15 protein-coding genes are annotated in these 19,153 nt (G+C 55.6%); 7 read left to right on the top strand and 8 right to left on the bottom strand.

All coding sequences use genetic code 11. The features are described from left to right. Positions 1-22: 22 nt before the first annotated feature. The gene (locus tag IE076_RS20575) at positions 23-2,416 is read right to left on the bottom strand and encodes a PIG-L family deacetylase (protein ID WP_189438675.1); all 2,394 of its coding nucleotides are present in this window, start codon (positions 2,414-2,416) and stop codon (positions 23-25) included. A gap of 9 nt (positions 2,417-2,425) precedes the next feature. Then, positions 2,426-3,553 (bottom strand): ROK family transcriptional regulator, encoded by a 1,128-nt coding sequence (locus tag IE076_RS20570; protein ID WP_244649744.1) that lies wholly within the window; start codon positions 3,551-3,553, stop codon positions 2,426-2,428. 235 nt (positions 3,554-3,788) lie between these two features. On the opposite strand from IE076_RS20570, the gene IE076_RS20565 reads away from it, so the two are divergent. From IE076_RS20565 to IE076_RS20540, 6 genes are all read left to right on the top strand, one after another. Further along, positions 3,789-5,042, top strand: coding sequence for a sugar ABC transporter substrate-binding protein (locus IE076_RS20565; RefSeq protein WP_189438674.1), 1,254 nt, complete (start codon positions 3,789-3,791; stop codon positions 5,040-5,042). A 176-nt stretch (positions 5,043-5,218) separates the two neighbouring features. Beyond that, a complete protein-coding gene (locus IE076_RS20560) occupies positions 5,219-6,112 on the top strand; it encodes a carbohydrate ABC transporter permease (protein WP_189438673.1) in 894 nt (297 codons plus the stop codon). Between the two features lies 1 nt (position 6,113). Beyond that, entirely contained in the window at positions 6,114-6,992 is an 879-nt protein-coding gene (locus IE076_RS20555; protein ID WP_209009349.1) for a carbohydrate ABC transporter permease, read from the top strand. Then, complete coding sequence (gene argH, locus IE076_RS20550; protein ID WP_189438672.1) at positions 6,989-8,476, top strand: argininosuccinate lyase; 1,488 nt, start codon at positions 6,989-6,991, stop codon at positions 8,474-8,476. Before IE076_RS20555 ends, argH begins: the two co-directional genes overlap by 4 nt. 4 nt (positions 8,477-8,480) lie before the next feature. Next, the gene (locus IE076_RS20545; RefSeq protein WP_189438671.1) at positions 8,481-9,539 is read left to right on the top strand and encodes an ABC transporter ATP-binding protein; all 1,059 of its coding nucleotides are present in this window, start codon (positions 8,481-8,483) and stop codon (positions 9,537-9,539) included. Next, entirely contained in the window at positions 9,536-10,393 is an 858-nt protein-coding gene (locus IE076_RS20540) for a carbohydrate kinase family protein (protein WP_189438670.1), read from the top strand. The genes IE076_RS20545 and IE076_RS20540 overlap by 4 nt, the downstream gene beginning before the upstream one ends. 57 nt (positions 10,394-10,450) lie before the next feature. Here IE076_RS20540 and IE076_RS20535 read toward each other — a convergent pair whose 3' ends face one another. After that, positions 10,451-11,842: an aspartate aminotransferase family protein gene (locus IE076_RS20535; RefSeq protein WP_189438669.1), complete on the bottom strand. Its 1,392-nt coding sequence runs from the start codon at positions 11,840-11,842 to the stop codon at positions 10,451-10,453. A gap of 359 nt (positions 11,843-12,201) precedes the next feature. Here IE076_RS20535 and IE076_RS20530 point away from each other — a divergent pair, with 359 nt between their 5' ends. Beyond that, complete coding sequence (locus IE076_RS20530; RefSeq protein ID WP_189438668.1) at positions 12,202-13,599, top strand: glutamine synthetase family protein; 1,398 nt, start codon at positions 12,202-12,204, stop codon at positions 13,597-13,599. A 122-nt stretch (positions 13,600-13,721) separates the two neighbouring features. On the opposite strand, the gene IE076_RS20525 is transcribed toward IE076_RS20530, so the two are convergent. From IE076_RS20525 to IE076_RS20505, 5 genes are all read right to left on the bottom strand, one after another. Continuing rightward, positions 13,722-14,936, bottom strand: coding sequence for a multidrug effflux MFS transporter (locus IE076_RS20525; protein ID WP_189438667.1), 1,215 nt, complete (start codon positions 14,934-14,936; stop codon positions 13,722-13,724). Positions 14,937-15,036: 100 nt separating this feature from the next. After that, the gene (locus tag IE076_RS20520) at positions 15,037-15,666 is read right to left on the bottom strand and encodes a hypothetical protein (protein WP_189438666.1); all 630 of its coding nucleotides are present in this window, start codon (positions 15,664-15,666) and stop codon (positions 15,037-15,039) included. Between the two features lie 349 nt (positions 15,667-16,015). After that, positions 16,016-16,792, bottom strand: coding sequence for an oxepin-CoA hydrolase, alternative type (locus IE076_RS20515; RefSeq protein WP_189438665.1), 777 nt, complete (start codon positions 16,790-16,792; stop codon positions 16,016-16,018). Continuing rightward, on the bottom strand, positions 16,792-17,928 hold the full coding sequence (locus IE076_RS20510; protein WP_189438664.1) for an acyl-CoA dehydrogenase family protein: 1,137 nt from the start codon (positions 17,926-17,928) through the stop codon (positions 16,792-16,794). The genes IE076_RS20515 and IE076_RS20510 overlap by 1 nt, the downstream gene beginning before the upstream one ends. Positions 17,929-17,937: 9 nt before the next feature. After that, positions 17,938-19,134, bottom strand: coding sequence for an acyl-CoA dehydrogenase family protein (locus tag IE076_RS20505; RefSeq protein ID WP_189438663.1), 1,197 nt, complete (start codon positions 19,132-19,134; stop codon positions 17,938-17,940). Positions 19,135-19,153 lie beyond the last annotated feature (19 nt).

Genomic DNA, 19,153 nt, shown 5'->3' with positions numbered 1-19,153 from the left:
GTCAAACGCCTCATGTCTTCCTTTATTTCGTCTCGAACGCTTTCTCTTTGCGAACGGCATCCCCCTCTCCTGAACCACAAGAAACAAGGTTGGCCATCAGCCGGAAGGCACCGGGCACAAGCTTTTCCATCTGGTGATGCAGGATAAGTGATGTGTGGATGTGCTGCCCCTGCCCAAACTGACCAGCCAGTAATATACCCTGGTGCGGCGCCTCATCCGGATCGGCCATCTCCAAGAGAGGCTCATAGGCATCATCCCAGCTCTTGGCAAAATAAAGCCCACGCTCTTTATGCCAGTTGCCCCAGTCGCTCTCACCGATCTCATTGGGCTGGTTGAGTAAGGGATGCAGCGCATTCAGGTAGCGCACCTGCGCCGTCTCATCAGTCACTCGCCAGCGCAAACTCGGTGATCCGATCTCAAGCCGTGCGAGAGGTAGCTTGTCTGCATCCCAGCGATCCCAAGGGCGATGATACAGCGTGATCAAACGCCCGCCAGCTTTCACCCACGCATGTATGTCATCAATCATATCATGCAGGTCCTGCCTGCTGCGGAACGCGAAGATACCAACCACGAGACAATCAAGCTCTTGCAGACGCTGCACGCTCAGTTCGCCCACGGACAGCTCAATCAGATCCACACCAATATCACCCAGCCACTTGCCCACACGGTCATTGCCGCTGCCAACATAGCCAACGCGCTTGGCATCAAGCCTCGCAGCAAGCACACACACCCGAACGACCGCAGACGTCACCCGCACGCGCTGGCTTACATGCGTATAAGGCACCACGTGGACACCGTAAGCTTGCTCCCCGCTTTGCAGCAGGGGCAACTCATAGAGCCCCTCTGCAATGTTATCGGGAAGCGTAAGATGGAACACCCCACCTTCCAGATGAACCTGCCATCCGTGCGGTGCTACCAGCTCCAGTCCTGCTCCACCCCCATTCACGGGAATCTGGAGGGCGCGCCCTTCCAGCGCCTTGTTCAACACAAAATCCGTATCATCCAGCTCTGCAACATGTGCAGGCAAAACCACGGGCTCAACCTCAAACGGCAACCGCGTTTCAACATCCACCCCGTGGGATCTGAACTGGACCCGCGCACAGGGCGCTTGCACTGCATCAGGTTTGTAAACGGCAGGGTATGGATCACTGACAGCAGCACCAGCGCCAACTTCGACGCACCCATCCTTCAAATGCCAGCCCTTGGGAAGATCAAGCTCATAGCCCACACCATCACGGTTGCATTCCCACACAACCCCAGCGCTCTCCCCATGCCGCAACTGATCCTGAGAAAGCCGCAGCGAGGCAACGATACCCTCCGCCAGCTCAAGCACTTTCGAGAGCTGTAACTCCTTACGTTCCAGCCGGTGCACGACCTCATCCCGCGCGACCTCTGGACAGTCCATACGAGCCTTGCGAACCAACTTCAACGCCCGCGCCGCAGCAGCTCCAATCCTGTCACGGTTAGGAAACGCCTCTATGGCATCCATGCAATGGTCATGGGCTTTATCGAGCAACCCAGCCAGCGTCGGAGCCCCAGCAAACTTTGCAAGTTCGGAAAGGTCACGCGGCAGATTATCAGAAAGCGACTGCTCCTGTGTACCAACCACGCTTTCTGCCAGATGCAGCGGCCAGACATTTTCCTGTCCATAAGGCCGCCACTGCCCCATACCTTGCGACCGATGGAAGGTACGCGACTGCTCCCCAATCTGCGCCCAACTCCAGCCGGTGATTTCCTCCTCACCGTTCCCGTCAAACTCCAGTGTAGCAGGTGGCGGAGGAACCTCGTCATCATATGCGCCGCCCGCACCTGACCACGCAGGCAGATAGAGTTTTTTGACCGTCCAGCACGGCAGATCAACCTCAGGAAAATCAGGATCAGCCGCCGCCTTCATCACCTCAAACGCCGCTTGTGTCATGGCTCGGTGGTGACCATGCTGACCGGGAATATCTAGGAAGGTCGGGCTGATGATATCCGGACGCTCCTGACGGATAATCTCCACAAACCGCTTTAGCGTTCGCTGATGCCCCCACTTGCCAAGCGTTTCAACACCGCTCTTTGACAACCCGAAATCAAAGATACTGTCCTCTGGATGCTCTGAAAGCCAATAAAGGCGCATGTTCAGAACATCACAGGCTTTTTCCATCTCGGCGGTTCGCACAACACCAAGATTCTCGGTGGTCTCGGTCCCGATAGAATTCTGTCCGCCCTCACCACGGTTAGCACAGGCATAAGACAGCGCGATACCATCGCGAAGTCCAATCGCCGCCAGCATTTCAGAAATCTCATCATCGGGATGAGCACCCGTATTCATAAAGGAGACTGTTGACTTCAGCAGCTGTAGCGCACGCCATAGCTCCACCATCCGCACATGTTGTTCATGCGCGGCAATACGTTCTGGATCTGAAAGCGGCATCTCATCCCCTCAGGCTACTTTCGAAATACTTGGAATATATGTGTCATGAATAATCAGCGCCGCCGCACCAAGCGCGGCAGTCATCCAGCCGGATGTGCCCCGCACAACCCGTGGCAGCTTGCGGTCTTCGCGAACGGAAACCGTTGCCTCAAACAGGTCCAGCCTCTCAATCAGCTGCTCCAGCAGTTCCGGTGGCATCGCACCGCCTAAAATAATGGCTTCCGGATCAAATAGGTTCTCAAGCGTCCCGATGGCCTGCGCCAAGGGACCAGCGGCCTCACTGATCCAGGCGTCTAGATCAGGATCATTGGCAGCCAACAGATCCGAGAGGTCCTTCTGGCTCTCCGCAGATTTCCCGCGCCCCTGCAAATACTCACTGACAGCCATCCGGCTGGTATAAGTCTCCAGACATCCGCGATTGCCGCAAGAGCATAGCCGGCCACCCCGCTCAACAACAACATGCCCCAACTCGCCTGCATTACCAAATGCACCATGCAGGATCTCGCCATTGGAAATCACCCCAAGACCAAGCCCTGTGCCAAAATACACAAAACAGAAGGACTGTAACTCAGTCGCAGAACCGGTTGTCTGCTCCGCAATCGCAGCTGCCGTAGCATCATTTTCAACCCGCACCGGCATTTGCAAAGCTTCTTCAAACAGAGCGTGAGGGTCTTGATCATCCCAGCCAACCAGTTCTGCCTTCCCTGTCCCGCTCAGGCCCACACGGCCAAACGGCCCCGGCATTACAATGCCTGCACCCAAAACAGGTGGCACATGCTCGCCAAACGAGGAAAGCGCCTCATCACACGCCGCCTTTACCACAGGCAAAACCACCGCAGGCTCACTGCTCTCTAAATCTGTACGCTTGGTATAAAGAGTATCCCCGAGAAAATTCACCAGTGCGCACAAAATCGCATTGGGACGAACCTCAATGCCCAGCGCAACCGCTCCTTGAGGGTTCACAGTGTACTGCACCGCCGGTAAGCCGCGTCCTTTGGTTTGCCGCTCACCCGCAAGAATCAAGCCTTCCCCCTCCAGTTCCGCGATGATGTTGCTCATCGCCTGTGTAGACAAACCTGTCAGGCGCGCAAGTTCGGCACGCCCAAGTTTGCCTTGGGAGCGCAAATGCCCGAGCACCACTTTCCTATTGTGAAGTCGGGTTCTTTCGGCGTTGGAGCCTATGATTTTTAGCGGTGCGTCTCGGTACATAACTATCCATTAATTCAAAACACTTGAATATTCAACTAAATTGACTTAAATATGTCAGCCTTGTGAAATACGAGTAGAAAGAATTTTCTTTTCGCAATTTATCAGAAGAAGCTGGGGCGAGAAATAGAGGGCGGCGCCAACTTTATTTTGGAGGAGAGGGTCAATGACGCATTTGAAAAAGTGGATGCTAGGGGCAACCACGGCGGCTTGCGCACTATTTGCGACAGGCAGCGCACAGGCAGTTGAAATTGAATACTGGCAGTATTTCTTTGAACCACGCGTGAAAGCAATGGAAACCCTGATCGAGAACTTCGAGAAGGCAAATCCGGACATCACCGTTAAAATGACCCACTTCCCGTATGCGGATTACCGCACGAAAGTGGCAGCAGCGATCCCGGCAGGTCAGGGCCCAGATGTGGTGCAGCTGTTTTATGGCTGGCTGAACGATTATGTGAACGCACAGCTGATCCAGCCACTACCAGCCGACGTTTTCCCACCTGCTGAGATTGAAGCCGAATTCTTCCCCATGGTGCAGGCCATGAAGCGCCGCGACCAATATATGGCCCTGCCAACCGCAGTGCGCTCTCTGGCCCTGTTCTACAACAAGCGCCTGTTTGACAAAGCCGGCATCGACGGCCCACCAAAGACACTTGATGAGCTGGTCGAAACCGCCAAGAAACTCACCCAGAAAGACGGGGCTGGCAACCTCTCCACCGTTGGTATCACCACTGGCATGAACGCTCAGGACCACCACTGGTTCCGCGAAGTGCTCGTGCGCCAGTTCGGCGGCGATCCATACACGGATAACTACCGGACGGTGAACTACAACACGGACGCAGGCAAAGCTGCCCTGAAGTTCTACTCCGATCTTGAGTTCACCCACAACGTGACCGCCGCAGGCTTCATGGACGAGCCGCAAGCAGCATTCAAGGCAGGCCGCGCAGGCATGCACATTGACGGCTCCTTCCGCATCGGCGCACTCAACAAAGTGCGCGGCCTCAAGTGGGGCGTGGCAGAACTGCCCGCAGCCGCAGATGGCACCCAGTCCAACTACTCCTCCTACTGGGTTAATGGCATCACATCCAAAGCCACGGATGAGAAGTACGACGCAGCCGTCAAGTTCATGAAATACGTAACTTCCGATGAGGCCATGCAGGTCTGGCTCGACACCGTTGGCGAGCTTCCGGCAAAACCATCTGCAGCTATGACAGAAGCCAATGCTGAACACGAAGTATACGGCCCCTTCATCAAAGGCCTCGGCTACGCAAAGACAACAATCTTTGCCAACGAAAGTGGTCAGCGTCAGGCACTCATGAACATGGTTGCACGTATGCGTCTTGAAGATCAGTCTGCAGAAGATTCTCTTGCTCAAGCTGCAAGCGGAGAGCAGAAGATACTCGACGACTACTACAATTAAGCAGCATAAAATGCATGTGAGGGCGATCACCTTGCCCTCACATCATCAGGTCAGAATTTCGGGCAACGGCTCTTTCAGCAGAGCTACAAAACACCTAATAACAATGGGTTATATCGGTCTCATGAATCAATTTCTCAGAAGATTGCAGCAGATCCGGGCATAATCAGGGGGCGGTTTTGGGGATTTATAAGAGGCTCACGATCTCGCAAAAGCAGATTGTCTGGGCATGGGGGCTACTTGCCATCCCGATCGTTTTTTATGTGGTTGTGCGCTTTTACCCAACAGCGAACGCCATCCTGCTCTCGTTTCAGGAATGGAACCTGCTTGGCGCCCGCAATTGGGCCGGGCTCGACAATTATGCAAAGCTATTCAGCGATCCCACCTTCTGGAAAGTGTTTGGCAACACCTTCCTCTATCTAATCCTCGGCACGCCCGCGTCCCTGCTCGTCGCCTTCGTGATTGCATTCCACCTCGATAAAGTGCGCTTCATGCATGGCACGATCCGTGCCCTTTACTTCCTGCCCTTCATGACAAGCGCGGTCGCAATGGCATGGGTCTGGCGCTGGTTCTATCAGCCCGTTCCCATCGGCGTCTTCAACAACACGCTGGCGACCTTCGGCATACCGCAGATCCCGTTCCTGAACTCCACCACCTACGCCCTGCCGTCCATTCTGGCACCGGCCATCTGGGCAGGTCTCGGATTTCAGGTCATCATCTTCATGGCAGGCCTGCGCGCCATTCCGCAAACCTATTACGAAGCAGCACGCATTGACGGCGTCTCTGCATGGGAAACCCTCACCGAGATCACGCTCCCGCTGCTCAAGCCAACCATCGTCTTTCTGGTGGTCTTCTCCTCAATCGGGTTCCTGCGCATCTTCGATCACGTCTTCAACATGACCTCGAACGATCCGGGCGGCCCGCTCAACTCCACCAAGCCACTGGTTCTGATGATCTACGAAACGGCCTTTGACTCGTTTGACATGGGATATGCGGCAGCACAGACTGTTGTCCTGTTCGCCGTCCTGCTTGTCGTCAGCCTGCTGCAACTGCGCGTCATGAGGGACAGGTAATATGGCTTTTTCAGAAACGCTGGACACCGGCAGAAACGCATCAGCACTGCGCAGCGCGACTCGCAGAAAGCGTAGTCAGGCGCAGCTCATCCGCTGGCTTCTGCTCTTTGCAGGCGGCATCGCCATGGTCATGCCAATCATCTACATGCTGTCCACCTCGTTCAAATACCCGTTTGAGGTCTACAATCTGAACCTCATCCCCGAAGAGCCAACCCTTGAGAACTACACCTACGTTCTGGAAGATGGCCGCTTCTTCAGTTGGTTCACCAACTCAGTGGTCATCGCCACCATTACAACGATCTGCAATGTGCTGTTCGATAGCCTCGTCGGTTATGTGCTGTGTAAGTACACATTCCCAGGCCGCTACATCGTCTTCATTGCCATCCTGTCCACCCTGATGATCCCAACCGAAATGCTGGTTATTCCGTGGTATCTGATGAGCTCCACCTTCGGCTGGCTCGACACCTATTGGGGCATTATGTTCCCCGGCCTCATGACAGCATTTGGCGTCTTCCTCATGAAGCAGTTCTTTGAAACCGTCCCCGATGACTTCCTCGAAGCCGCCCGCATTGATGGCCTCAATGAACTGCAGATCTGGTGGACGGTCGCCATGCCGCTGGTACGTCCCGCACTGGCAGCTCTGGCAATCTTTGTCTTCCTCGGCAACTGGACCGCCTTCATCTGGCCGCTCATCGTCACCAACAGTCAGGAGATGTACACCCTCCCCGTTGGCCTGACCACGTTCTCGGTAGAAGCACAGGTGGAATGGGAACTCATCATGACCGGCGCAGCAATCTCAACCATCCCGACCCTGATCGTATTTCTGGTGTTCCAGCGCTACATCATTCGCGGCGTAGTAATGGCAGGACTCAAAGGATGATCGACAGCTCCTCGTTCCCCCATCCCGTCTACAAGGACACTGTGCTCGCTCCTCTATTTGAAGGCGTCAAAGCACACCACGTCACGTCTATTACACAGATCAATCAGGCGCATCTGGTGATGCTGTGCGAGACCGGTATTGTGCCAGTGGAAACCGGCAAACAGATCGCCAAGGCACTCGTAGAGATCGAGAAAGATCTGGCCGATGCTGAACCGGAATACACCGGCGAATACGAGGACTACTTCTTCCTTGTAGAAGCCGAGCTTAAGAAGCGCCTGGGGCCAGACATTGCAGGTATGCTGCACACCGCCCGCTCGCGCAATGACATGGACCACACCGTTTTCAAGCTGGCACTCGCAAAACGCTGTGACACCCTCACCCAACAGGCTCTGCACCTTTGTGATGTACTGATCAAGAAAGCCGAGATCGAGAAGGAAACGCTGATTGTTGCCTACACCCACGGGCAACCAGCGCAGCCCTCCACCTTCGGCCATTACCTGTCCGCCGCTCTGGAAGTCCTGCTGCGTGATCTGGAGCGTATGAAGCTGGCAAGAGCTGGCATAGACCACTGCCCAATGGGCGCAGCGGCCATCACCACCTCTGGCTTCCCCATCAACCGGGAACGCATGGCAGAGCTGCTGGGCTTCAGTGAGCCTCTGCTCAACTCCTACGGCTGCATTGCCTCGGTGGACTATGTGACGGGCCTCTACTCAGCCATGAAGCTCATGTTCCTGCATCTGGGCCGCGTCATTCAGGACATGCAGTTCTGGAGCGCGTTCGAGGTCGGCCAGCTCTATGTGCCCAATAGCTTGGTGCAGATCTCCTCCATCATGCCACAAAAGCGCAATCCGGTACCCATTGAACACCTGCGCCATCTGGCCTCCATCACAGTCGGCAGGTGTGATGCCATTGTCGGCACCATGCACAACACCCCGTTCACCGATATGAACGACAGCGAAGGTGAAGTGCAACAAGCTGGCTATGCAGCGTTTGAAAGCGGCAGCCGAGTGCTCGACCTCTTTGCAGCCCTCATCTCAGCAAGCTCCATCAATGAGGAGCGCGTTGCAAAGAATACCGACGCATCCTGCATCACCATCACAGAGCTGGCCGATACACTAGTGCGTGAGGAAGGCCTTTCCTTCCGCCAAGCCCACGAAATTGCAGCAGACACCGCCAAGGCAGTGATCGCAGAACAGCAGCCACTCCGTGATGGGTTTGACCCCTTCGGTAAGGCTTTTGAGGCACACGCCCAAAGGGTATCCAGCATGAGCGAAGATCAGTTCATGCACGCTGTCAGTGCTGAAAATTTCGTTGCCATTCGCACCCGCCCCGGCGGACCTGCGCCAAGCGCACTGGACGCCGCACTGGCGACCTACAAGCAAGCAGCCACAGCGCTCAGAGCCAGCAACAAATCCTATGTCGATCAAAGCGCGCAAGCCACCAAGGTGCGCAGCGCAGCATTCGCAAAGCTCGTGCAGGAGTGAGCCATTGACCAACGTATCCCTCAGTAACCTCAAAAAGTCCTACGGCAAAACACAGGTCCTGCATGGCATCAATCTCGACATCCAGTCCGGCGAGTTTGTTGTTCTTGTCGGCCCCTCCGGCTGCGGCAAGTCCACCACCCTGCGCATGATCGCAGGGCTGGAGGAGGTCTCCGCTGGCGACATCCGCATCGGCGGAGATGTGGTCAACGACATGGAGCCCAAAGAGCGCAACATCGCCATGGTGTTCCAGAACTATGCAATCTACCCACACATGTCCGTACGTAAGAACATCGGCTTCGGACTACGCACCTCAAAGCTCTCCAAGGACGAAAAAAACGCCCGGATTGATGAAGTCGCCGGCATTCTGGAACTGAACGACCTGCTCGAGAGAAAACCAAACCAGCTCTCCGGCGGTCAGCGCCAGCGCGTTGCAATTGGCCGCGCCATGGTCCGCGATCCGGCAGCCTTCCTATTTGACGAACCACTCTCAAATCTGGATGCACAGCTACGCACCCAGATGCGACTGGAGATTAAGAAACTCCACCAACGCGTTGGAAACACGATTATTTTCGTGACACACGATCAGGTGGAGGCCATGACCATGGCAGACCGCATCGTCATCATGAAAGACGGTCACATCCAACAGGTCGGTACGCCCTTCGAGGTCTTTTACGAGCCCGCCAACATCTTCGTCGCCCAGTTCATCGGCGCCCCTTCCATGAACATGCTGAGCGGCACAGTGAAGGGCGAGGCCGTTGCGCTGGACAATGGCACGTCCATTCAGGTGCCAACCACCAAGCTCAGTGAAGACCAGAAGGTCGCCGTTGGCCTGCGCCCGGACGCTCTTCTGGTTGGGGAAGGCGAAGGCCTGTTTACCGGCGAGGTCTCCGTGATCGAACCACTGGGCACAGACACCCTCGCCTACGTGAAGGTGGGCGACAAGGAAGTCATTGCCAAAGCCTCCGGCAGAACACCACCTGCCGTTGGCGACGTAGTCAACCTGCATGCAGCACCTGAAGCCATTCACTTGTTTGATGCAGACACCGGGGAGGCCATCCGGTGAGCTTAAAAGAAACCGATGGGGCAATCGTCTGTGCGGGACGGGTTTATTGCGACCTTATCTTTACAGGGCTCACCGAACTACCAAGACTGGGCGAGGAAACCTACGCCAAGGATCTGGCAGTTGAACCCGGAGGCGGCGGTTTCATAACCGCCGCCAACCTTTCTGCACTGGGCCACAAAACCATGCTGCTGGCCTCCATGCCGGGCGGCCCGTTTGGCTCAGCAATCCTTACAAAGATGCAGCGCAGCGGCGTTGATCTAAGCCTGTCTCCGTTTGATCACTCCAACGGCGCGCAGGTCACAGCCGTTATTGGCTGCAGGGACGACCGCGCCTTCCTCACCAAGCGCAATGGCACCGCCGTGCCACGAGACATGCTACAAACGTTCAGCACGTCAAACGCCAGACACCTCCACATCGGCGAACTGGCAACACTGCAGGAACTTCCCGAACTGCTGGAGATCGCCAAAGCAGCAGGCATGACAATCTCTCTGGATTGCTCCTGGGATGAAAACTGCCTTCTCGACGACAGGGTGCAAAACCTGATCGCTCAGGTTGACCTGTTCCTCCCCAATGAGATGGAAGCCGAACATCTGGGCTACCTGACAGACCCAGCCAACTGCCCCACACTCACAATCGTAAAAAAGGGCAAGGCAGGTGCAACCGCTCTGACTGCAAACGGTGAGCTCACCGTTGCTGCAGAGCCAGTCAAGGTCGTTGATACCACTGGCGCAGGTGATGCCTTCAATGCTGGTTTCTTAAGTTCCTGGCTCCGCGGTGCGGATATCCAGACCTGCCTGCAAAACGGCAACAAATGCGGCGCCGCTGCGGTCACACGCATTGGCGGCGCGCCCTGATCAGGCACCAAGGATCACAAGATAACCGCGCCCTTCCACGATGTATTTCCGCAAAGCCTACTTAATGCCCTGAGCCGCAATATCCGCAGCCGTCAGGTCCAACGCACGGTGCGCCTTCTCAACCAGCTCATCCACTTCACTGCGCGAGATCACCAACGGAGGCGAGATCACCATGGTGTCACCCACATGGCGCATCACCAGACCGCTTGCAAAGCTGTGGTCACGGCAAATGGTTCCAACCGTAGCTTTTTCCGCTTCAAACGGAGCACGGCGTGCCTTATCAGGCGAAAGCTCCAGCGCCCCGAGCAGACCACAGGTGCGTGCCTCACCCACCAGCGGATGATCCGCCAGCGTCTTCCACTTCTCCGCCAGATACGGCCCGGTATCACCTCCGACCTTTTCCGGAAGCCGCTCACTCTCCACAATATCAAGGTTCGCAAGCGCCGCAGCGCACGCTGACGGGTGCGCCGAGTACGTAAAGCCGTGATAGAACTCCCCGCCATGCGCAATAAAGCCTGCGGCAACTTTCTCACTCACTACAATTGCCCCAATGGGCAGATAGCCGGAGGATAGTCCCTTGGCGATTGGCATCAGATCCGGCTTGAAGTTGAAAGTCTGTGACCCAAACCAGTTGCCGGTACGGCCAAACCCGCAAATCACTTCATCGGCAACGAGCAAAATATTCCGCTCCCGGCAAATGCGCTGGATCTCCGGCCAGTAGGTCTCCGGCGGAATAACAACACCGCCCGCCCCCTGAATAGGCTCCCCGATAAACGCCGCCACGTTGTCTTCCCCGAGCCGGTCAATCTCCGCTTCCAGCTCCCGAGCCCGCATCAGACCAAACTCGGCAGGGTCCATATCCCCGCCTTCGCCATACCAGTAAGGCTGGTTGATGTGGGTGATATCAGGAATCGGTAACCCACCCTGCGCATGCATCGCCTTCATGCCACCGAGACTAGCACCAGCCATGGTCGAGCCGTGATAGGCATTGTGGCGCGAGATGATGGTCTTCTTGGTCGGCTTGCCCTCGCTGGCCCAATAATGGCGCACCATACGCACCATCGTATCGTTGGCTTCTGAGCCAGACCCAGCAAAGAACACATGATCCAGATCAGCCGGCGCCAGCTTTGCAATCCGTTCTGCAAGCGCGATGGCTGGCGGATGCGATGTCTGGAAAAACGTGTTGTAGTACGGCAATTGCTGCATCTGCCTTTGAACCGCATCAATAATCTCTTTGCGGCCATACCCAACATTCACACACCAAAGCCCCGCCATCCCGTCAAGGATCTTGTTGCCGTCAGAATCCCAAAGATAAACACCCTCAGCCCGCGTGATCACCCGCGTTCCCTTGGCATTGAGAGCCTTGGTGTCCGTAAACGGATGCAAGTGGTGAGCGGCATCCTTTTCCTGCAAAACATCAGTGGGCGGAAGATTGGCGATATAGTCCATGGGGGGCATTCCTTCCAAATGACACCTGCCCCGCAAACCGGGCAGGAGAAGCAAGCGATCCATTACTTTGTGATCACAAGCAAACAAGAGTCAATCTCTGCCTCAAAAGAGGAACCACTGGTTTTCCCAAAGGGTTAAGAGAAAATATCTCTCGCAACCTGATCACAGAGAACAACCGCCTGCATCAGACAAAGGCACCCACACAAATATGAGCGACACCCACTCATTGCTTACCGAACCATAGTAAAATCCTGCTATGCAGACACATGCGCCTTTGGTTTGATGATGCATCTGCGCCGCTGCAGTCAACCAGAGCACCAGACAAGACAACCGTTCAGACCACGACCAGAAGAGTTCGCATGCCAACACGCATCGCTGCAAAGCCTCACCTAGAGCAATTTCGGCAGGAAGCAGAAACCTTCCTGAAACAGCACCCGGACCTTGAAAAAATCGAGATCCTCTACGCTGGCTTTTGTGGTCCCTTAAGAGGCAAATGGCTGCCGGCAGACATGCTGCAAAAACTCATTGAGGGCAGCGTGCGCCTTCCGCTCTCCACCGTGGTTCTGGATGTGTGGGGTGTGGATGTCCCCGCAAGTGGTCTCGCCATCGAACGCGGCGATCCGGATGGCATCTGCGTGCCCGTTCCCGGAACGCTCAAGCTGGTGCCATGGGCCAAGGTCCCAACTGCACAAGTGCTCGTCACGCTCTATGAAGTGGACGACGAAAAACCAACAGTGCTGGACCCGCGATACGTTTTAGAAACCGTTGAGCAAAAGTTCCGCGAGCAATGCCTGACCCCGGTTGTCGCCACCGAGCTGGAGTTCTACTTCATCGACATGGGGTCCGGCCCGACCGGCATGCCGCTGCCCCCTTGCATCCCCGGCACGGAGCAACGCCTCGACGCCTCGCAGATCTACGATCTGGATGTGATGGCCCAGTTTGAGCCGATCCTCATGGAGATCAACCGCACCTGCAAAATACAAGGCATCCCGGCTGACACCACTATCTCCGAATTCGGCCACGGCCAGTTTGAGATCAACCTGCTGCATGTGCCAAGCGCCGTTGAGGCCGCTGATCACTGCCTGCTGTTCAAACGCGTCGTTCGCCAGATCGCCCGCAAACACGGCATGGATGTCACCTTCATGGCCAAACCCTACGGCACAGAAACCGGCAGCGGCTTTCACGTGCACACCAGCCTTCTGGATGCAAAGGGTAGCAACATCTTCAGTGGAAACGCAAAGGAGGCAAACCCGGCCCTGCGCAGCGCCGTCGGCGGACTGTTGGAGACAATGCTGGACATGCAAATCCTGTTTGCACCCCACGCCAACTCCTACCGCCGCCTGCAACCCGGCTCCTACGCCCCCATCACCTGCTGCTGGGGTTATGACCACCGCGCCGCCGCAATCCGCGTTCCCGCCACCCACGGCAAAGGCGCAAGACTGGAACACCGTGTGGCAGGCGCTGATGCCAACCCATATCTCGTCGTTGCAGCCATACTCGAAGGCATCCATCAGGGCCTGGAAAACCAGAGTGATCCCGGCGCACCAATCCCCCCAGATGCTGACCTCACCCAATACAAACACCTGACCGGAAACTGGGAAACCGCAATCCACACATGGCAAGTAAGCCAAACCGCACAACAGATAAGCACCCCAGACTTCCACGAAATGTACACCATCAGCCGAAAAGCCGAATACGAGATCTTTGCAACAACCATCACCGAGTTTGAATGCCGGACCTACGCCAAAAAGGTCTGACTATTCTATACGGCTGAGACACGGAGTTGTCCTTGATTTTGCATGCCATAATTGGGGGAATACCATCCATCGGAACAACGACTGGGATTTGAGTTAGCGCGAGAGTGGTATCCAATAAAGCGCTATTTGACGACGTAGTCGAATTCCTTCCGCAAGAAGCCTGCGAAGAAAAGCAACGTCGCTGCCGTGACGAAGATATAGAGCACCCACATCGGCCAGGCCGTTGGCGATTCAAGCAGCGATGCGACAGCCGTAAAGACCGCACTGACGATAATGAATAGCCCGCTGACGAGTGCATTTGCGCTGCCGCCCGCATGCTGAAACCGTGCAAGACATTTGTCATAGCCATTCGGCCAGATCATCGCCATGAGGAAGTAGATGATGCCAGCAGGCACGACCAGAGCTGCAACGCTGAATATACCGGAAAGATCGAGCAACAACATCACTATGCTGACGAGCAGAGATATCCCGGCTGCGGCGGTGATGATCCGGATAACCTTGAACCGGGTGCTGATGACACGATTGAAGAAATTTCCGCCGAGCCACAGGCAACCAAGGAGCAGTTGCAGATGGCCGTAAAAAACCGGGCTGTGTTTCAGATCAGTCTGAATGTAGAATGGCGCAAGGACTTCGAAGCCGTACATCACCGAAATCAGACATGCCATGCCCAATGCCGTTGGTAGATAGACCCTGTCGATGGCCATCCTCCGATAAACCGCGAACGCTTTGCCGATTGGCTGCCGGTGTGCGTGAACCCGTGTCTCCGGTAGTAATGCGGCGGCGACAACGACAACAATTGCACCCCAGCCCGCAAGGAACCAGAATGACGCGGTCCAGCCGAACCAGATCTGCAGATATCCGCCGAGCGCCGGAGACAGGATCGGCCCCGTTGCCCAGGCGATCGTCATCCAGTTAGCAACTTTGATCCGCTCGCTGCCCTGATAACAATCAGCGACGATGGCACGGGCGCCGACAGCTGAACAGGCCACCAGGATGCCCTGCGCCGCCCGCAAGGCAATAACCATCCAGAGCGGCGGCGCCAGCGCAATGCCGACGCTCGCAATCACGAACAGGATTGTGCTGAGCAATATGGGGATGCGGCGGCCCATGGAATCCGTCAGCGGACCCGCGATAATCTGCCCAACACCATAACCTGCCATAAATATCAGCAGCGTCGACTGGACGGCAAAGCGGTCGGCTTGAAAATAGCTTTCCATGGCTGGCAAAGAGGGAATGTAAATGTCCGTAGCGGCGCCACCGAGTGGGACCATAATGAGCATGGAGTAAAATGCCCGGTTTCGGTTTATCTCGGTAATTCCCTGATCCAGCTCCGACATCGACCAATTACCCCGTCACACTACTTTCTGCAGAGTAGATTAAACGCGAGGTCGAGGTATCTCGTCTACCTATGAACTACGGTGACTGCACTTTCTCCCACTACCTATTCTCCTCAAACATAATGTAGGTAAATCTCGTGCATTCTTTAGCTGTCCAGGAGATTCCATTGGGATATGCACGACTAATTGTTCGAATCGCAAACAATAAATCTATCCCATTCACCAAGTCGCCATGCTGGTTAAAGACAGGCGATGGATTTTCCAAAGGTAAGATTTCTTTTAGGCGCCCTGATGCTTTGCCTAGATCCAAAAAATCTGAGATATCAGGAGGAGGTCCATCAAAAACGACAAGGTAGCGCAAGGGGTTCAGTGACAGCATCGAACCGTCGGCAGGCCAATGCTCGTATAAATCAACGGGTTCCATCGCAATATTGATATGACAGTCAAATTCTTCGTCATCGCCATACATAGACCTCAGAACTAGAGCTGTCTCTAATAGTTGCTTCGGGGGAGGTGTCGAATGCCTGTTCCTAAATTCTTTGGGTACGCCGATATAGCCTAGAGATCTCTCTTGAATGGCGAAAGAAACGATACGGGGGAAAAAGTTACCAACTGCTGACATCACTGCATTCTGACGAACACCTTCAACAATATAAAGCAACCCGCTAATCATAATAGCAATAACAACTAACACAACTGATAGAAATATATATACAGCGCGCCGAATCATTGACTACCCAATTGTACATTTTCACTTAATTATTTAATAAACATTTGAAAATTACTTAGATTCACAATCTCTTCAGTGGCTCTTCATTTGATTTCCATTCCTTTGTACCAGCACTCGTACGATTCTTGCCCCGAAACAAGATTATGGTTTCCTGCAAAAGCATACATAAATACGGTAGGTTTAAAACAAAACTTATTCAACCTTTCCCCACTCCCGCCTAGGGGACCCAACCTAGATCAATGACTTCTGCAGAGCTGAAAGCAGATCTAATAAAGACCACCAAAGTTTCCCACCTGCACTTTGCCTCGTAGCATTGATCGGTCACTGGTTATAAGTCCGCCCCCGAAGCCTAACCAGCCCGCCGCCTCTCCAAGAACCCGTTGATCCCCTCCTGCGCCTCATCACTTCCGAGCGCCTCCGCCATGGTGTCGCGCTCCAAGTCCATCTGCACCTCAAAACTGTTGCGATCAGCGGCGTCCACCAACTGCTTGATTGACGCCTGAGTCCCTGCCGGGCCTTGCGCGATGCGGTCTGCCAGGAGATGGGCATCAGGCAGGGTTGGCCTGTCAGTTAGCACATTGACCACACCCAACTGGTGCAAACGCTCCGCAGACACAGGCTGCCCGAGCAAGCACATTTCTGAGACCAGCTGCCGGGGTAACAGGCGTGAGAGCGACGCCGTTGCTCCGCCATCAGGCACCAGCCCCACCTTCACATAGGCCAGCGAAAACTGCGCTTGCTGCTCCGCCACCAGGAAGTCACAAGCCAAGGCCAAAGAAACTCCGGCCCCGGCAGCTCCCCCATCAACCGCCGCAATCACCGGCTTCAAACAGCCCCGCACCTGCCTCACCAGATTATGGAGCTTTTCGATATTATGCCTGCGCTCCGAAACCGTCATTTCTCGCCGCTTGACCAGCGTATTCAGATCCCCACCGGCACAAAAGTACCCGCTTTCCCCTCGCAGGATCACAGAGCGGATCTCCGGGTCCTGATTGGCCTGATCCAAGGCTTGTGAAAGACCTTCGTAATACTCGGCCGAAAGCGCATTTCGGCGCGAGGAGTTGCAGTTGGTGACGACCAGCCGGTCGCCAGAGCGCACCACACTCACAAGAGACGCGCGCTTCATCACGCGCGCTCCTGTGCAGCTTCACTCTGCATTACCCCGACAAAGCGTTCCAGATGATAGTCCACATCACCAAGCTGATGATCGATCATCATGAGCCGCTTGGCGTGATGCCCCAGAGCATATTCCTCGGTCATACCAATACCGCCATGCAGCTGGATGCTTTCTTCGCACACCAGTTGGGCCACTCGGCCAATCAGGTTCTTGGCAGCGCTTACGTGCTTGTCCCGCAGGAAAGGCTCAGCAGAAAGATGACCAGCCACATTGATCAGCGCAGAACGTGCCTGCTCTATCTCAATCAGGACCGTCGACATCCGGTGCTGAAGCGCCTGGAACTTGCCCAGCGCGCGGCCAAACTGCGTCCGCACCCGCAGGTATTCAGCGGTCAGATCCTTCGCAGCTTCCATCGCCCCAACGGCCTCGGCGCACAGCGCAGTCACACCTGCCGCCCGCGCAGCTTCCAGTGCAGGCAAAACCGCCTCTGATGCTCCAAGCACCGCAGTACTCCGCACCTCCACATTCACCAATGCAACATCGCTGGCATGATACCCATCCAAATTGGGATAGGAATACCGCTCCACTCCGTTGGCATTGGCATCCAGCACAAACAGCATGAGCCCGTCAGCACAACGCGCGCTCACAATCAGCTTGTCCGCACTCGGTCCGCCCATGACAACCGACTTGGTGCCGTTGAGCCGGTAGCCGCCGTCAACCTGTTCGGCAGTTGTCTCCACCGCATCCAAATCGTAACGCGACTGCGGCTCCTCCAGTGCGGGCACCACCTTCAGCTGGCCTGCGATCACATCCCCGATCAGCGCCTTCTGCTCATCAGACCCAAGCGCACTCAACAACCGGCCTGCCATAACGCCGGAGGCCATCAGAGGCTCCACGCAGGCAAAACGGCCCAACTCCTCAAACACCACGGCAATGTCAAAGCCGCTGCCGCCAAATCCGCCATCGGCCTCCTCAAAGAGCGCTCCAATCACTCCAAGCTCTGCAAAGTCGCCCCAGACTTTCTCCGAGTAGCCCTGCGAATGGGCAACAGAAGCTGCCCGTTGCTCGACACCGTAGTTGTCAGAGAGGTAGCGATGCAAAGTCTCCTGAAGCATCCGCCGTTCGTCACTATGATTGAAATCCATGGAACGCTCCTAAAGGCCGAGAATAGCTTTGCTGATGATGTTGCGCTGGATCTCGTTAGACCCACCGAAGATGGAAAGCTTGCGGTTGTTGAAGTAACTCGGACTCGCAGCTGCCGCATACTCCGGCCCAACCCCTTGCGCATTGGCACCACTGTCCAGCGCCTCAGAAACAAACGGCATGGCATAGCGCCCAACCGCTCGCCGTGTCAGATCATTGATCGCCTGCCGGATCTCGGTTCCCTTGATCTTCAGCATGGAGCTCTCAGCCCCCGGCGCTTGTCCCGCTGCGGCTTTGGCAATCATGCGCAGATTCGTTGTCGCCATCGCCATCAGATCAATCTCGATCTGCGCAACGCGTCCCGCAAAATAAGGGTTCGCCAGCAGAGATTTGCCACCAGACGTTTGCTTGCCACAGATGTCCTTCAAATGCGCCAGCGCCGCCGTTGAAAAGCCCACACCAGCAATATTCGTACGCTCATGGGTCAAAAGATACTTGGCGTAAGTCCAACCCTTGTTCTCTTCGCCAACAAGATTGCCAACCGGAACCCGCACATCCTCAAAGAACACCTCATTCACTTCCTGCCCGCCATCAATCAGCGTGATAGGCCGCACAGTGACACCCGGTGTCTTCATATCAATTAGCAGAAACGAGATGCCTTCCTGCGCCTTGGCGGCAGGGTCCGTACGCACAAGGCAGAAGATCCAGTCGGCATGCTGTCCAAGTGTCGTCCAGGTCTTCTGACCGTTGACAACATACTGATCCCCATCACGCACAGCACGGGTTTTCAAAGAAGCAAGGTCAGAACCAGCCTGCGGCTCAGAGTACCCCTGACACCACCAGTCCGTGCCGTCCAGAATGCGCGGTAGAAAGTGATCCTGCTGCGCCTTGCTGCCAAACTTCAACAGCACTGGCGCCAGCATGGAAAGGCCGAAGGGAATGGTGCGTGGCGCATGGGCAAGGCAAAGCTCTTCCTCAAAGATATGCCGGTAGACCGCATTCCAGCCGGTCCCACCATGCTCCACCGGCCAGTTAACCGCCAGCCAGCCCCGCCTGTTGAGCGTTGCATGCCACTCCTCAAGATCCGCCTTGGAAAGGCGCTTACCTAACCTGACTTTTTCCGAAAGCGCCGACGATAGGTTCTTATCTAAAAAGGATCGAACCTCATCACGAAACGCCAGCTCATCAGCTGAATAGTTCAAGTCCATATGCCGCCCTCCCCGCTTC

It is taken from the genome of Pseudovibrio japonicus (genome assembly GCF_014651595.1).
In the GTDB taxonomy this organism is placed as follows: domain Bacteria; phylum Pseudomonadota; class Alphaproteobacteria; order Rhizobiales; family Stappiaceae; genus Pseudovibrio; species Pseudovibrio japonicus.
The sequence above is the reverse complement of the archived record's forward strand: the minus strand, read 5'-3'. Positions and strand labels throughout refer to the sequence as shown.